Annotated in this window: 17 protein-coding genes and 1 riboswitch; of the genes, 15 read left to right on the top strand and 2 right to left on the bottom strand. The window is 49.0% G+C overall.

What is annotated here, in order from left to right; all coding sequences use genetic code 11:
• Nucleotides 1-11 precede the first annotated feature (11 nt).
• Complete coding sequence (locus AUC31_RS15135) at nt 12-1,331, bottom strand: murein hydrolase activator EnvC family protein (protein ID WP_058382390.1); 1,320 nt, start codon at nt 1,329-1,331, stop codon at nt 12-14.
• Between the two features lie 406 nt (nt 1,332-1,737).
• On the opposite strand from AUC31_RS15135, the gene AUC31_RS15130 reads away from it, so the two are divergent.
• Nucleotides 1,738-2,787: a M14 family zinc carboxypeptidase gene (locus AUC31_RS15130; protein ID WP_058382391.1), complete on the top strand. Its 1,050-nt coding sequence runs from the start codon at nt 1,738-1,740 to the stop codon at nt 2,785-2,787.
• Nucleotides 2,788-2,845: 58 nt separating this feature from the next.
• Here the strand turns inward: AUC31_RS15130 and AUC31_RS15125 are convergent, their stop codons facing one another.
• The gene (locus AUC31_RS15125; RefSeq protein WP_058382392.1) at nt 2,846-3,310 is read right to left on the bottom strand and encodes a universal stress protein; all 465 of its coding nucleotides are present in this window, start codon (nt 3,308-3,310) and stop codon (nt 2,846-2,848) included.
• Nucleotides 3,311-3,481: 171 nt separating this feature from the next.
• Here AUC31_RS15125 and AUC31_RS15120 point away from each other — a divergent pair, with 171 nt between their 5' ends.
• From AUC31_RS15120 to AUC31_RS15055, 14 genes are all read left to right on the top strand, one after another.
• A complete protein-coding gene (locus AUC31_RS15120; RefSeq protein WP_237150645.1) occupies nt 3,482-4,177 on the top strand; it encodes a Crp/Fnr family transcriptional regulator in 696 nt (231 codons plus the stop codon).
• A 1,123-nt stretch (nt 4,178-5,300) separates the two neighbouring features.
• Entirely contained in the window at nt 5,301-5,423 is a 123-nt protein-coding gene (locus tag AUC31_RS15115; protein WP_058382393.1) for a hypothetical protein, read from the top strand.
• An 18-nt stretch (nt 5,424-5,441) separates the two neighbouring features.
• Nucleotides 5,442-5,909, top strand: coding sequence for a cytochrome c oxidase subunit II (locus tag AUC31_RS15110; protein ID WP_058382394.1), 468 nt, complete (start codon nt 5,442-5,444; stop codon nt 5,907-5,909).
• A gap of 1 nt (nt 5,910) precedes the next feature.
• Nucleotides 5,911-7,563, top strand: coding sequence for a b(o/a)3-type cytochrome-c oxidase subunit 1 (locus AUC31_RS15105; protein WP_058382395.1), 1,653 nt, complete (start codon nt 5,911-5,913; stop codon nt 7,561-7,563).
• A gap of 214 nt (nt 7,564-7,777) precedes the next feature.
• A complete protein-coding gene (locus tag AUC31_RS15100) occupies nt 7,778-8,332 on the top strand; it encodes a methyltransferase family protein (protein ID WP_058382396.1) in 555 nt (184 codons plus the stop codon).
• Nucleotides 8,333-8,483: 151 nt separating this feature from the next.
• Nucleotides 8,484-8,903, top strand: a complete 420-nt coding sequence (locus AUC31_RS15095; RefSeq protein ID WP_058382397.1) for an organic hydroperoxide resistance protein — start codon at nt 8,484-8,486, stop codon at nt 8,901-8,903.
• 20 nt (nt 8,904-8,923) lie between these two features.
• Nucleotides 8,924-9,361 carry a transcriptional regulator, SarA/Rot family gene (locus tag AUC31_RS15090; RefSeq protein ID WP_058382398.1) on the top strand — a complete coding sequence of 146 codons (438 nt, stop codon included), beginning with the start codon at nt 8,924-8,926 and terminating at the stop codon, nt 9,359-9,361.
• A gap of 28 nt (nt 9,362-9,389) precedes the next feature.
• Nucleotides 9,390-9,866, top strand: a complete 477-nt coding sequence (locus AUC31_RS15085; RefSeq protein ID WP_058382399.1) for a glutathione peroxidase — start codon at nt 9,390-9,392, stop codon at nt 9,864-9,866.
• Between the two features lie 72 nt (nt 9,867-9,938).
• Nucleotides 9,939-10,127, top strand: coding sequence for a DUF3934 domain-containing protein (locus tag AUC31_RS15080; RefSeq protein WP_058382400.1), 189 nt, complete (start codon nt 9,939-9,941; stop codon nt 10,125-10,127).
• 944 nt (nt 10,128-11,071) lie between these two features.
• Nucleotides 11,072-11,250: riboswitch (cobalamin riboswitch) on the top strand.
• A 136-nt stretch (nt 11,251-11,386) separates the two neighbouring features.
• Complete coding sequence (locus AUC31_RS15075; protein WP_058382401.1) at nt 11,387-11,875, top strand: acyl-CoA thioesterase; 489 nt, start codon at nt 11,387-11,389, stop codon at nt 11,873-11,875.
• A gap of 1 nt (nt 11,876) precedes the next feature.
• Nucleotides 11,877-14,054: a ribonucleoside-diphosphate reductase subunit alpha gene (locus AUC31_RS15070; protein ID WP_058382402.1), complete on the top strand. Its 2,178-nt coding sequence runs from the start codon at nt 11,877-11,879 to the stop codon at nt 14,052-14,054.
• 6 nt (nt 14,055-14,060) lie between these two features.
• Nucleotides 14,061-15,107: a ribonucleotide-diphosphate reductase subunit beta gene (locus AUC31_RS15065; protein WP_058382403.1), complete on the top strand. Its 1,047-nt coding sequence runs from the start codon at nt 14,061-14,063 to the stop codon at nt 15,105-15,107.
• Nucleotides 15,094-15,573 (top strand): flavodoxin domain-containing protein, encoded by a 480-nt coding sequence (locus AUC31_RS15060; RefSeq protein ID WP_237150643.1) that lies wholly within the window; start codon nt 15,094-15,096, stop codon nt 15,571-15,573. Before AUC31_RS15065 ends, AUC31_RS15060 begins: the two co-directional genes overlap by 14 nt.
• 73 nt (nt 15,574-15,646) lie before the next feature.
• Nucleotides 15,647-15,835, top strand: coding sequence for a hypothetical protein (locus tag AUC31_RS15055; RefSeq protein ID WP_058382404.1), 189 nt, complete (start codon nt 15,647-15,649; stop codon nt 15,833-15,835).
• Nucleotides 15,836-16,020: the final 185 nt, after the last annotated feature.

Here is a 16,020-nt window from a genome sequence, read left to right as displayed (position 1 = left end):
GCGGATAGTGGTTAGCCGCCAATATAAGATGCTGGGTCAACTGCGTTTGAACGAGCGCCGTTCCAGTTGCCGATGTGGATTTCAAAGTGCAAGTGCGGGCCAGTTGAACGGCCGGTGTTGCCCATGCCGCCGATATTCTGTCCTTGTGAGACAGCTTGGCCGACAGAAACATTGATGGAATTCAAATGTGCATATGTCGTGGCGTAACTTTGTCCGTTAATGACATGTGTAATGATGATGACGTTGCCGTAACCGCCCATTGAACCAGCATGTGAGACATAACCGCTTGCTGCTGCATGGATTGGTGTTCCTGGGCTGTTGGCGATGTCATAGCCAAGGTGTGTTTCAGCTCCTGCGCCGATATCACGCCCGCCGAACCCTGAAGTGTGGCGGCCTGCTGCAGGGCGGATGAATCCAGCGCTTGATTTAGGCGCTGCCGCTTGTGTCACAGTGGCTGCAGGAGCACTGGATTGTGCTGCTTTTTTAGCTGCGGCTTTGCGGGCTGCGGCTTCTTTCGCTTTGCGTTCTTCTTCCGCTTTACGTGCGATTTCCGCTAGGCGTTTTTGTTCTTTGCCGATTTTCTTTTCGAGTGAAGAACTGATGTTCATGGCTTTTGCATGATCTTCTTCAAGTTTTGATTTTTCTTTTGCTAGGCGTTTCTGTTCTGCTTTCAAATCATCCTGCAAATCGTCTTGTTTTTTCTTTTGTGCGTCCAATGAATCTTTCAAGTCCACAAGTTCTGCTTTTTGGCTTTCTTGTTTTGCGAGCTTTTCTTCAACTTCTGCTTTTTGTTCAGCCAAAAGTTTTTTATCCTCTGCCTGTTCACGCATGATTTCGCGGTCTGCTTCGATCAAGGTGTTAACGGCAGAAGCACGGTCGATAAAGTCGACAAAGCTGTTAGCCCCAAGCAATACGTCGATATAGTCAACGGAACCGCCGCTCAATTGAATAGCGCGTGCCCGTTCTTTCAAAAGTTCTTCGCGTTCTGCGATTTTGCGTTCCAGTTCTTCGATCGATTCTTTCAACTCGTCGATTTCGACTTTCGTTTGGTCAATCTGTGCTTGAACGCCGTCGATTTTGCCTTGCGTTTCTTCGATCTCGCCGTTCAATTCCTGAATTTTGTTCATGATTTTTTCAAGTTTCGTCTGATTTTCAACGATTGCATTGTTCTTTGACTGGATTTCGGAATTCAAGTTGTTCTTTTCTTGCTCGACCTGTTGTTTTTCTTTTTCGAGGTCGGACAATTTATCAGCACTTGCTGTCGGCAAGAAGATGGATAGTGCCAGAACAGCGGATAATGCTGCTACGAACCATTTGGACCATGTGTTCAATGTGTTGTGCTCCTTTCGTGTTCCCTTACTTATTTATCGTTTCTCTATTTAAGAATTCTTTTCTGCAGTAATAAAGCATGGCTAAAGCCATGAAAAAAAGCCGTCAAAAATTCCGGCAGACCCATTGTACCACCGCATAAACCTATTTATTATTACAGTTTCTTATCAAATGCAGGTCTATGTTGTCATAAGCGACATATAAGCAGAGAAAATGTAATCTTTTATAAGGAGAAAGTAATGTTTTTGCAGAATAATTAATGTTTTCTATTATTTCTGGTAGGGCTGTGGTCAGCAGAAGGTTCTTGTTTCGTATTACGAAGGAATCGTTTTCATATTTCGAGCAGGAGAAGAAGGAGGAAAAACGGAAAGGGTGGGATGGCAACATACAAAAAGGAGTGATGGATCGATGAAATCATTAAAAAAAGGGGTATTAACATTGTCATTGGCGGGGGCTCTTGCTTTGAGTGCAGTACCGATGAATTCTACTGTAGTGGAAGCAGTCGGCAACGGGCCTGGATATGGCGGCAATGAAACAATCAACACGTCCATTTTGACCACCTACTCGGAAATGGCTGACTTTCTGAAGAAACAGGATGCCAAACAAGCAAATATGGAACTCGAAGTCATTGGGCAGAGCGTTAAAGGGCGCGATTTATACGTGGCAAAATACATGACCAATCCGGAAAATCCGACCATTCTTTTCTTGACGCAGCAGCACGGCAATGAGCAACTGACGACAGAAGGAGCGCTTGAATTCATCAAGCATCTCGGCACCGGCAAAATGAAAGGCGTTACGGATAACGTCAATATCCTGGTCGTGCCAATGCTCAATGCAGACGGCGCCATGGGAGATGTCGATTTCTCATTGGACGATTACGTAGCGTCAGGCGACCGCAATTTAACGCGCTATAACGCAGTTGGGGTGGATTTGAACCGCGACCATGTCGATAAAATACAGCCTGAAACAAAAGCTTTGCATGACAATGTCATGAGCAAATATGACATCGATTATATGATCGACCTGCACCATCAAGGGGTCAATAGCGAACGCGACGGCGAATTGGTGTCGGGCTCAATCCTTTATCCGACCACACCGAACGCTGACCCTGATGTCGTGGAAGGATCGAAAAAGCTAGGGGCTGTCGTGTTTAATGCCGTCGACTCCACAGGATGGGGCCATCTTGGGAAATACCGCGGCGGTGACGCTGAAACCATCAGCCGCAACGGCATTGCAGTCGAATACGGTATTTCGACATTGCTGTTCGAGATGCGCGGCATGTCCGACCACGAATACGAGCCGTATGTCCTTGGCCAGAAGAGCAATGGCTATTTGATCAAGCAAACCATTACGACATTGGAATCGACAGTCCGCGCCATTGCAGATGGTTCGATCGATACACAAGATATTTCGTTCTGGGATACGCTGGCATTCCAGCAAACCCGCGAAACGGAGTAAGACGAAGAAAAGCCTTTCCCGCTTTAACCGGGAAAGGCTTTTCTTATGTTGGAGCTTGTTATTCGTCTGCGTCGATGTCTTCTTGGTTTCTGCGGACCACGAGCACGTCGCATTTAGCTGTGCGGACGATGCGCTCGGAAACGCTCCCCATAATCAGGCGTTCCGCGGCGTTCAGCCCGGTAGCGCCACAAACGATGACGTCCACTTTCAGTTCATTCGCCAGTTTTTTTGGAATGACTGTTTTCGGTGAACCGTATTCGATCATCGTATGGACATTTGTAGCACCGTGCGAAGTCGCTTCTTCCTTGTAGCGGGCAAGCAATTCTTCCCCGCTTTGCAGTGCGCGGTCTGCAATCGTGCGGTCGTATGCTTCAATGGAGCCGAATGAGCGATTATCGATGACATGCACGAGGTAGAGGTCAGCGTGATTTCGCGAAGCTGCGGCTGCTGCTTTCTTGAAAGCCCATTCCGCTTCTTTCGAACCATCCACTGCCACCATAATTCGAGAATATTTCAAAGTCATTGTTCATTCCTCCTTCTATACTGCTACCTTTCGATACATTGTCGGGGACTTCCTTCTTTTTTCAGAAAATTTCCCATAAGCTTTGGCTGAATTGTGAAAACGCATCCAAATTTTATGGGGGATATGGTACGCTTGAAAAAAGCAAGAGCACGAGAAAGGAGGGGGAACCCTTTGGAATCAGGAATCGGCAATTTGACACCCGAGCTCGAGAAGCTACTGACGATCAGCCACCAAGTCAAAGAATATCAAAAAGGCGATTATCTTTTCCGTGAAGGGGAGGCGGTAAAAGGCCTTTACATTCTCCGTTCCGGAAAAGTGCAGATCGGAAAAGTAACACCGGATGGCCGTGAGCTATCATTGAAGATTTGCGGCACCGGTCAAATGGTCGGCGAGATTACCGTGTTCGCAAAAGGGGCCACTTATTTACTGGACGCCCGTGCGATGACCAAGACCGTCTGCTTAAAAATTCCCGTCGAAGAACTGGAACAATCGCTTGAAAAAGACCCTTCGCTTGCGATGGCATTCATGAAATGGATGGGCATCGACCAACAGAAAACGCAAACCCGTTTCCGTGATTTGATGCTCCACGGCAAAAAGGGGGCTTTGTATTCGACTTTGATCCGCCTCGGCAATAGCTACGGCGTAGAAGCGGAAGGCGGTTTATTGATCGATGTCGTGCTGACGAACCAGGAGTTGGCGAATTTCTGCGGCATGAGCCGGGAAATGGTCAACCGGATGCTCAGCGACTTGCGTAAACAAGGAACCGTCGGCATGAAGGACGGCAAAATCGTTCTATACAATATTCCCAAACTGAAATTCGACATCAATTGTGAAGAATGCCCAATTTACCTCTGCAAAATCGACTGATTGTAAAGCCTGCCGTAACGGCAGGCTTTATTTGTGTTTAGAAAATATTAGCTTTTAATCCTTAAGAGTGTGGTGTACAGATGGGTAAGAAATGAATTATGCAATTGAACCACAAGATCCAGGAAAGGAAAAGAAGTGAGGGGAAAAGCTTTCGCTTTTCGACTGCGTTGCAGGGGGCTGCTTGCCGTGGGCGGGTGTTGAGCCAACGTGCCGCGAAGAGCGCGCCACGTTTGTCTCGCCAGCCCGCGCGGTCCCACAGGCGTCAGCCCCCTTCCACTCCGTCTCTAGTTTTAGAGCGTAAGAACGTTTCTTCAGTTCATTTAAATTAGCGTGTGAAAACGCATCCTTTTCTTTTACTTGCTTCAAACAGGCCGAAGAATGAAGTGTCACATCTCTCCATTCGCTAAGCAACCCAACAAGCAAGCATAACCTATTCAAGCGCCGGTTTATCAGACGCAACATCTTAGGAAGCGATTCCCTCACTAGCCGGCAACTTGTACAAAAGCAGATCTGATTAAACGCACCCGAATCAACGAAATCTCCAAGCTGCCGAGCGTAAAAGGGTGAGCCAATGCCGTAAGACAGGTGCTCTTCCTGGCTTATGGCAAGAGGCCAACCCAAAGCCCGGCGGCGACTACTGATGTGGAAAATAGTTAGAAGCTCGGGACAATTTCACTCAAAAACCCTCGCTATCCTCACATACGTTCGACTCAGGAAGCGATTCCCCCACTAGCCGGCAACTAGTTACAGAAGTAGAACCAACTAATCACACCTTTTCATTGAAATCTCTCAGCCGCCGAGCGTAAAGGGGTGAGCCGATGCCGTAAGACAGGCGCTCTTCCTGGCTTATGGCAAGAGGCCAACCCAAAGCCCGGCGGCGACTACTAATATGAAGCTTCAACAGAACAGCGAAATAATGCCACATGCTAACTCCGGCTATCTCCGCCATTCATTCCAACAAATAACAACTACCCAAAAGCCTGCCCATCCGCAGGCTTTCTTTTTTTGGCAAAAATATGGACAACTGAAAATAAAAGCACCCAGGTGTGATTTATGTCACAGCTAAACCGAAACTTAGGTCCTATGCTAAAGGAAACAGCAAACGAGCGAAGAGGTGGAAGCAATGGATAAGAAGCAATCGGATCATGAGGTGAATTTGAAGGGGACACTCGTCAGTGTATTCTTCGTCGGCATCGTCATCGTTGCCATGTGGGTTGCCGTGTATTTGATGTACGTAGCGAGATAAAAAAAGGAGAGATTCATCATGCATTTTCATAAATACGAGAAGATTTGGCTCAGTTTCGGCATCGTCTCGCTCATCGTCTTTTTGAGCGTCGTCGGCGTCAGCGCATTTTCGCAAAATCACACGCCGTCCGGAGGGATGGACACCATCGACCCGGAGAAAGTGAACGAAACCGCGCCATTCGATAACCCGGGAGTCACGCAATTGGACGAAGATACATATCAAGTAGCGATCGTCGCACTGGCTTTCGGCTACAACGCACCGGACTTGCGGGTGCCGGCCGGCAAAGAAATCATTTTTAAAGTCACCAGCACGGATGTAGTGCACAGCTTTACGATCGACAACACGAAAGTCAATATGATGGTCGTTCCTGGACGGATTACGACCAAATCCTACACATTTGAAGAACCGGGCAAGTATTTGATTCTGTGCAACGAATACTGTGGCACCGGGCACCATATGATGTCTACGGAAATTGAGGTGTACTGACATGATTGCCCAACCAGAACGTAAAATCGCCTTATGGCACTTAGGTGTCGCTTATACCGCATTTTTGATCGGTACGCTCATGGGCGTCTTGCAGGTATTTATTCGCAACGACGCACTTCAGCTCCCGGCTTGGCTTGATTATTACCAAATCCTTACTGCGCACGGCGTCTTGCTTGCACTTATTTATACGACCTTTTTCATTTTCGCCTTCTTTATCACCGGCATGAGCAAAAGCCTTGGCAGCTTCGGCCCTAAAGTCCGCTTGTTTTCATGGATCGGCCTGTGGGTGACGCTGCTCGGAACGGTCATGGCTACAGTCATGATTGTGGCCGGTGAAGCTTCAGTGCTTTATACATTTTACGCCCCGCTGAAAGCGAACGGATTTTATTATGTCGGCCTGGCTTTGGTCATTGTCGGCACGTGGATCTCGAGTTTTGCCTTGGTCGGCCATTACATGGTTTGGCGCCGCAACAATAAAGGGCAATTGAGTCCCTTGTTTGCGTTCATGACGGTCACGACCATCGTGTTATGGATCATCGCCTGTCTTGGCGTTGTTGCGACTGTGTTGTTCCAATACATTCCGTGGGCATTCGGTTGGACGGATACGATCAATGTGGAATTGAGCCGTTCGCTGTTCTGGTATTTCGGCCACCCGCTTGTGTATTTCTGGCTGCTTCCAGCGTACATCGCTTGGTACACGATCGTGCCGAAACTGCTTGGCGTGAAAGTGTTCAGTGATTCCTTGGCACGTCTCGCCTTCGTCTTGTTTATTCTGTTCTCGATTCCGGTCGGGTTCCATCATCAATTGACGGAGCCGGGTATCTCGAACTTCTGGAAGTTCCTGCAGGTCGTCTTGACCTTTATGGTCATCGTGCCATCACTCATGACGGCGTTCTCGATGTTTGCGACCTTTGAAATTTCAGGGCGTAAAAAAGGCGGCACCGGCCTCTTTGGCTGGTTCAAGAAATTGCCGTGGCGAGATGTCCGTTTCACTTCGATTTTCATCGCCATGGCGTTCTTCATTCCTGGGGGCGCTGGCGGGATCATCAATGCCAGTTTTCAATTGAATGAAGTCGTCCACAATACCTTATGGATTGTCGGGCATTTCCATATTACCGTCGGAACGCCTGTCGCGATGACGTTTATGGGATTGACCTTCTGGCTCATCCCATATTTGACGGGGCGCCGTTTTACGAAGCGCATGCAGCGCCTCGGCTTTGTCCAGATCATTACTTGGTCGATCGGTATGCTGCTCATGTCGACTGCACAGCACGTATTAGGCTTGATGGGGGCTCCGCGCCGCACAGCTTACAGTGGCTATAACGACCACCCGTCGGCGATGGAATGGTTTGACGGCATCATCTCGAACCATGTGACGATGGCGATCGGCGGCACGATTTTGTTCCTGTCTGCCATGATCTTGATGTATATGGTCATCATGACGATGTTCGTTTCGCCAAAAGCGGAAACGCCTGAACAGATGGTGGAATTCCCGCTGGCGGAAAGCGATATGTCGAATACACCGAAATGGCTGGAAAACTGGTGGATTTGGATCGGCATTGCCGCCGCGTTGATCATCATTGCATACGCGATTCCACTGACCCACATGATCCAACATGCACCACCTGGCTCGAAAGGATTTATTACATGGTAGGAGTTGAGGACAATGTTCACGATGGTAATCGCATTAATGGCCATTTTCATCGTTTTCACCGCGATGCTCGTTGAGTTGTCGGTGACGGACGAAGACTAAAGAAGAGCTGTTCCGGTAAGGTGCCGGGACAGCTTTTTCTATTCGCAACCAGTTGGAAATTGTATTTGAGCGGCATCTTCTATAGTATTTTAAGGAGAAGAAAGAGGTGGATGTGATGGGGTGGATGGACTGGGTTTTCACCGCTGTGAGCATTATTTGGCTGGTCGAATTCATCGTTTTTAAAAATCGCGAGACCGGGCAAGGCGACCCGGTCGAAAAAAGGACATTCTTCGGGATCCTATTGTCGCTGATTGCCACCATCGTGGTTGGTTATTGGCTTCAGGAGCTTGCGGAAACAGAAATTGCCTCGGTGCTCAGGCCGATCGGGCTCGTGTTGCTTATCATCGGCGTCTTTTTGCGATTTTGGGGGATCATTCACTTGAAATCACAATTCACACGCCACGTGACGGTTAGGGAAGGCGATACGATCGTCAGCAGCGGCCCTTACCGCAAGCTGCGCCACCCGCTTTATACCGGCTTGTTCTTGATTGGCATCGGCATGGCGCTGTTCTTTACGAGCCTAATCGCGGCGGTTGCCGGCGGCTTGTTGCTCGCGTTTGCACTCAATAAACGCATGCAGCACGAAGAAGCCTTGCTCGTTGAAAAGTTCGGACCCGAATACAAGGAATGGATGAAGCACCGCGCGCGCTTGATTCCTTATATTTATTGAAGCTCAGCTATCGCGAATAAAGAAGTGGAAATCCCGGATCTTGCATCCGGGATTTTTCTTTTGAAAAAAAACCAAAGCATTTCATTTTACATCGTGTACGATTTATTCTAATATAGATCGTGTAAGATATAATTTTTGGAGGGATATAAAAATGAAACCAATTTTTGAAACGACAATGATCAACAGCGGTGGACGTGAAGGCACGGTTTATTCACCGGATAATATTTTCAATCTCGATGTGGCTAAACCAGTCGCGCTTGGCGGTCAGCCGAATACAGCGACGAACCCTGAGCAATTGTTTGCGGCAGGTTATAGTTCTTGCTTCAACAGTGCATTGGACTTCGTGTTGGAACGTGATAAAGTGAAAGTAACGAACAGCGAAGTCACAGCGACAGTTTCCTTGCTGGGCGATAAAACGGACGGCGGCGTGAAACTTGCAGTGCGCCTTGAAGTGGATATCGACGGCCTGGAAGATGGCAAGAAACAGGAATATGTCGACAAAGCCCATGCGTATTGCCCATATTCCAAAGCGATCAAAGATTCAGTGGACGTGGAGATTGTCGTTCGATAAGCAGAAAAACAGGTGATGACATGGACAAACCAACCAAACTGGAACAGCAACTATGCTTTGAAGTGTATAAAGCGTCGAGCAATTTCTCGAAACTTTATGCGAAGACCTTAGAACCGTTCGGCCTGACCTTTACGCAGTACTTGGTCTTGCTCGTGTTATGGGAAGAAGACGGCTTGACGATGAAAGAAATCGGCGGGCAACTCGGGCTCGGCACCGGCACGCTCAACCCGATCATCAACCGGATGATTCAAAATGGCCGCATCGTGAAAGAACAATCGGCTGAAGACCGCCGCGCTTTCCGGATTTCTTTAACGGAAAAGTCGCGTGCGGATGAAAAGCCGATTGAGCAGGCCATTCACGACAAGATCACCAGCTGCAATTATCTTGATGTCAATGCCATCGAACTGATGAACAACCTGAAAGCCTTAAATGCATTTTTCGGCGAGATGGATCTGTGAAAATTCATGGAAACAGGAGTGATGAATGATGGGAATCTACGATATTAAGGTCACCGATGCCAGCGGGGAAGAGTACAAGCTCGAACGCTACAAAGGCCAACCGATGGTCATCGTCAACACGGCGACCAAATGCGGCCTGCGCGGCCAGTTTGACGGCCTCGAAAAGATTTACCAGCGCTACAAAGATGAAGGCCTAGTCGTACTTGGCTTTCCGTCCGATCAGTTCGGCCAGGAAGTCGGGGAAGCGGCAGATGCCGAATCGTCGTGCCGCATGACTTACGGCGTCACGTTCCCGATGCACGACATCATCAAAGTAAACGGAAAAGAAGCGCACCCGCTGTTCGATCATTTGACATCGAACACGAAAGGCTTCCTGTCGAGCGGCATCAAATGGAATTTCACAAAATTCCTTGTCGACTCGAACGGCAAAGTCGTGGCGAGGTTCGCGCCGAAAGATACGCCTGATTCGATGCACAAAGATATCCAGAAAGTGCTCGAGGCCTAAACACCAACTGTTCACGAAAGCGGCGGGATGTGGTAAGCTGAACGTCACGATGAGTGAACGGGAGTGAAAGAAATGGGCAAAGCGAAAGCAAAATCAAAAAGCGGCGTAGGCCAAGGAACCGGCAAAAAAGGCTGGAACCGTTGGGAAAAAGGCAAAAACAAAGCCAAAAGTTTTAAGCCGTATACAAGCAAAGACAATAAAGAAGCCACGAACCAAAAAGGAAAGCAGCCAGAAGCTGAATCTGAATGGGTCGATGGATAACAAGAGCCGCGCAGTAAGTTGCGCGGCCTTTTTATTTCCCGGGAAATAGAAATGACGGAGGAAAGCGGCGGAGTTTTGCGGCAGCTACTCTAAAGCGAGGCATCGAAAACTCATTGAAAGAACAAACCGAACTTCGGAACGATTGCATAAGAAAATCTTGCCTATCTTGCTGATGCTTATCTCAAGAAGCGATTCCCTCACTAGCCGGCAACTATCTCAAGAAGCAGATCCGATTAAACGCACACAGAACAATGAAATCTCTAAGCCGTCGAGCGCAAAAGGGTTAGCCGAAGCCTTAGATAAATGTTTTATTCAAGCATCAGGTCAAACACCTTGCTCCCACATCTGCTACGCAGATGCGTCGCAAATGAATCGGCTCAACTCCTTCTCGCCAATTCATTGGCTTATTGCGAGAGGCCAACCCAAAGCCCGGCCGCGGCTACCAACAACATGAACAAGCTAATCACCGAAACTGTTCTACAAGAAAGCTCACGCTGTCTTCACTGAACCCTTTCCCGGGAAGCGATTCCCCCACTAGCCGGCAACTCCTTAGAGAAGCAGATCTAATTAAACACACACGAATCTATGAAATGTTTTAGCCAGCCAGCGACAAGGGTGAGCCGACGCAATAAGACAAGCGCCCTTCTTGGCTTATTGCTAAAGGCCAACCCAAAGCAGGCTGGCGACTACAAAGATAATGCATAACTAGAGCACAGGAACGATTTCACAAGCAAGTTCTCGCTGTCTTCACTGAAACAGAAAATTTGAAAACCTTGTATCAAAAAATAACTACAAATTGAAAGTTTTATACGAAAAACAAGCCAGCGACTAGACCCTTTTTCACTTTCTACAGGAAGTACGAGAAAATCCTTGCGGCGAAATTCGAACTGGTCTATAGTAAAACTACAAGATTTGGTGATGATGTAAAAATTCAACACCATATATAGTGATACCGCAACAAAGGTGCCCACTACGGGCTGAATAGGGAATCCGGTGAAATCCCGGAGCTGTTCCCGCAACTGTAAGCGCAGACGAACCATGAAATCTCACTGTCCAATGGACGGGAAGGGCATGGGGAGAGTGACGCGCGAGCCAGGAGACCTGCCTCTGTTGTCGTTTTGCACTTCTCCGGGAATTGGGAAGGATGACAAAGGTTTGGTTTGTGTGGCCCAAGTGTGCCCACTTCATTAACTTGCGTTTATGCCCCCATTCTCTCCGGAGAGTGGGGGCTTTTGTGTTTTTATAAGGAGGAATTCGTTATGCATAGAGAACAACTTCCGGCTGGCGTATCCAGGACCATACAGTCCCGGCTCGTCTTGCCGCCGGATACCAATCATATGGGCACGATTTTCGGGGGCACCGTCCTCGCGTATATCGACGAAATCGCCGCCATCTCGGCAATGAAACATAGCCGCCGCGCAGTCGTGACCGCATCGATCGACAACGTCAATTTCCTGTCCTCGGCAAAAGTCGGCGATATCTTGATCTTGGAAGGCGTCGTCATTTCGACAGGACGTACTTCGATGGAAGTATACGTCAAAGCGGAATGCCAGCACATCGAAAGCGGCACGCGCAGTTTGACGACCACTTCGATCTTGACGATGGTCGCAGTGGACGCAGAAGGCCGTCCGACGCCGGTCGCGAGCGTAGTGCCGGAAACGGAAAATGAAAAACGATTATTTGAAAACGCACAGGAACGAAAAGAACGCCGAATGATAGCAAACGAATACGCAAAGGAGCTGTGTTGAGATGACTTTAGGAGCAGTAGAACGTGATAGAAAAATTCAGGATGCATTGGACCGGGTATCGATGGACGAACCGCATTGGACATTTGAGGCGGCAGGGTTATATTTGGAGAAATTATATGAGCAAGCGGCACAAACGCGCGGCTACAGCGCAGCGAATAAATACGATGATTTCTACGGATTGATTTACGGGCTGAGCCGCCTTGGTATTTATTCTAAAGACTTACTCGAAGCTTATTCTGAGAACGAAATTCGCCTACTAGGAAAAGAAATTGCGCCAGAGCGCGATGAATTGTTCAATTACATAGGTTTATTCTTGCTGGCGGACCGTTATTTGGCAAAAGACTATGACGGCCGTGTGTGGGAATTGCCGCAGGAGCGCTTTCTCATCATCGCGATGACTTTGATGCAAAAAGAACCGAAAGTGCGCCGCTTGGAACTCGTCAAAGAAGCGTATTGGGCGATGAGCAATTTGTATATGACGGTGGCGACGCCGACTTTATCGAATGCCGGGAAAAGCTTCGGGCAAATGTCTTCGTGCTTTATCGACACCGTAGCGGATTCGCTGGATGGCATTTACCAGAACAACTGGGATGTCGCGCGCCTCAGCAAAGACGGCGGCGGCCTCGGCGTCTATTACGGAAAAGTGCGCGCACTCGGCTCGGACATCCGCAAATTCAAAGGCAATTCATCCGGCGTTATCCCGTGGATCCGCCTGCTCAACGACACCGCAGTCAGCGTCGACCAACTTGGCCAGCGTCAAGGCGCAGTGGCGGTCTATTTGGATGTGTTCCATAAAGACATCATGAACGGCTTCCTGGATTTGAAAACGAATAATGGCGATGAGCGCCGCAAAGCACACGATATTTTCACCGGCGTTTCGATTCCGGATTTGTTTATGCAAAAATTGCAGGAAACCGATGAAAATGGCCGCAGTGTCGGCGAATGGCATACGTTCTGCCCGCACGAAGTCAAGCAAGTGATGGGCTGGAAAGACGACCAGGGCAATCCGCTTGGCCTGGAAGATTTCTACGATGAAACGGACCGTAAATACTTTACGGAAAAATACGAGGAAGCAGTCAACCATCCTTTATTGGCCAGAAAATCGTTCCGTGCGATGGATGTTATGGCGCGCATCATGGTGTCGCAACTCGAGACCGGAACGCCGTATATGTTCTACCGCGACGAAGTGAACCGCCAAAACCCGAACAAGCACTTGCGCGGCATCGGCAAAACATCTATCTACTGCAGTAATCTGTGCAGTGAAATCGCACAGAACATGTCGCCGACTGAAATTATCAAAGAATACAAAGATGAAGAAGGCAATTTGGTCACTGTGAAAAAACCGGGCGATTTCGTCGTCTGCAATTTATCGTCCATCAACTTGCCAAGAGCGGTGCAGGCAGACGTCTTGTCGCGCTTGATCCCGATTCAATTGCGCATGCTCGATAATGTCATCGACTTGAACACGATTTCGGTCGGCCAGGCAGAAGTGACGAATGGCAAGTATCGCGCCGTTGGGTTAGGAACATTCGGTTGGCATCATCTGCTGGCGCTTCGCAGCATCCATTGGGAAACAGAAGAAGCGGTCGAGTATGCAGACAGTTTGTACGAAGAAATCGCTTGGCACACCATCCGCGCATCTGCGGGATTGGCAGAGGAAAAAGGGGCTTTCAGTGAATTCCAGAATTCCGAATGGCATACAGGCAGCTTTTTCGAGCGCCGCGGCTACAACAGTGAACGCTGGGACGCGCTGCGCCGCAAAGTTGCAGCATCTGGCGTTCGCAATGGCTGGATGATGGCTGTTGCGCCGAACTCGTCGACCGCTAAAATTGGCGGTTCGACAGACGGCATCGATCCGCTGTATGCCGTCGAATACGCAGAAGAGAAAAAGAATTTCCGCTTTAATGTAACGGCACCGGATTTGAACCACCGGACATATGACTATTACCGCCGCGCACGCCACGTGCTCGACCAAAAATGGAGCATCCGCCAAAATGCCGCGAGACAGCGCCATATCGACCAGTCGATCAGTTTTAATTTATATGTGCCGCACACGATCCGCGCCAAGGAGTTGCTCGAATTGCACCTCGAAGCATGGAATTGCGGGTTGAAGACGAGCTATTATGTGCGCAGCACGTCCCAGGAAGAAATCGAAGCATGCGAGGCATGTGAAAGCTAAGAAAGGATGAGGAGTATGCAAACCTTAACGAAACAACCATTGATGGACCCGGATGCACCGAACCGCTCGACCGCCATTGTCGGCGGGGCGAGCTCTGGTTTGCTCAATTGGAACGACATCGCCCATCCGCATATGTATGAACTGTACCAAGCGCTGCTCGCGAACTTTTGGAAAGCGCAGGAAATCAATATGCAGGATGATATTAAAAATTGGGACTCACTATCAGATACCGAAAAAGACGTCTTTTTGCGCATCAACACGCAGCTCGCGTCTCTTGACAGCCTGCAGACGCCGACGATGACTCAAGTAATGGACTATGTCAGCGATTCGAGCTTCAAGTCGATTTTTGCCGTCATCGCCCAGCAGGAAGCGGTCCACACCGAGTCGTATTCCTACGTACTCAGCTCACTCGTGCCACTTGATGAACAGAACCGGCGCTTTGACGAAGCGAAGAACGACCCGCTCGTCAGAAAGCGCAACGCACGAATCTTGTCTGCGTACGAAGCGTTCCGTACTGAGCCCAATCTAGAAAACTTATTGAAGCTTGCGGTCAATTCGATTAACTTGGAAGGCATTTATTTCTATGCGGGCTTTGCGTTTTTCTACCACCTCGCGCGTCAGCAGAAAATGCTCAAAACGAGCACGATGATCAGCTATATCCAGCGTGACGAAATGCAGCACGCCTATTTCGTTTCCCAGTTTATCCGCATCCTGATCGCAGAAAACCCGGAACTCGCGACAGATGAGATGAACGACTGGATCCGCGATGAAGTAGCGCACGCCGTCGAACTCGAAAAAGAATGGGCACAGCATATCCTAGGGGAGATCGACGGCCTGGATCTTGATGAGTTCAACGAGTACGTCGAATACTTGGCAAACAAGCGGCTGCGCCAAATCGGCCTCGGCAACCTCTACGAAACACGCGATAATCCGATGCCATGGATCCGCGTCTTCGGCGATGACATGATGAACAGCACGAAGTCGGATTTCTTCGAACAGAAATCACGTGCCTATACGAAAGTATCGGAGTCGAACGGCTTTGACGAATTATAAACCGACCATTGCAATTGTCTATGCTTCTGCGACGGGGCACACGGAAAGCCTCACTCAAATGGTTGCGGATGCGCTAGTTCGTCAAGGGGCTCAACCGGATGTTTTTCGCGTGAAGGAATTCAATCTCGCCGAACTATGCTGTTACGATATAGTTTTGGTTGGTACGTATACGTGGATGAACGGCGAAATCCCGAAGCAGCTGCATGGGCTGTACGAAGCGATGGAACACCAGGATAAGACGCCCATCACAGGCGTATTCGGCACAGGCGACCGCTGCTTTGCGACGTATTGCGGCGCGGTAGATCTGTTCCGGGACATGCTGCATGCGACAACGGTCTTAGCCGCAACGCTCAAAGTCGAACAAATGCCGTCTGCGGATGACTGTCTGCGCTGTGATGCGTTCGCGGAAAGTGTGTTGACGAAATATAGCCATCACAAAGGCCTGCTACCGGCAACCAACTCCTGAGGCTTCCTTTAGTTTCTCCGTCGGTCAAGCGGGTATAGAGCTAATAAGGAACTGAAGCAGAGGAGGAAGGACAATGGCACAACAGAAGTGGCTGAAAGTCGGCGCGGCGGCAATGCTGTCTGCCGGAATGCTTGCTGCATGCGGCGGCGGGGAAGAAGAGCCGGAAATGGAACAAGAAACAGACGTCATGCCAGGTGAAGAACAAGGCGACTCTGAAGACAATGAAGACAATGAAGATGACGAGGAAGATGAAGAAGATTGATTTTGTATAAGTGGGTGTAGGCCTATAGTTTCCCTTTTTAGACGATTTATCTTATACTATTCACGAACGGGAACCCATAGTATTTCCGATCAGGCATCAATTATCACTGCTTAAAAATATGCAACTCCCATTTGGTAAAATGGAACAGACTATAGCGCTGGAACCAACGCCGAAAAAAGCCCTTG

It is taken from the genome of Planococcus rifietoensis (genome assembly GCF_001465795.2).
Lineage (GTDB): Bacteria > Bacillota > Bacilli > Bacillales_A > Planococcaceae > Planococcus > Planococcus rifietoensis.
The sequence above is the reverse complement of the archived record's forward strand: the minus strand, read 5'-3'. Positions and strand labels throughout refer to the sequence as shown.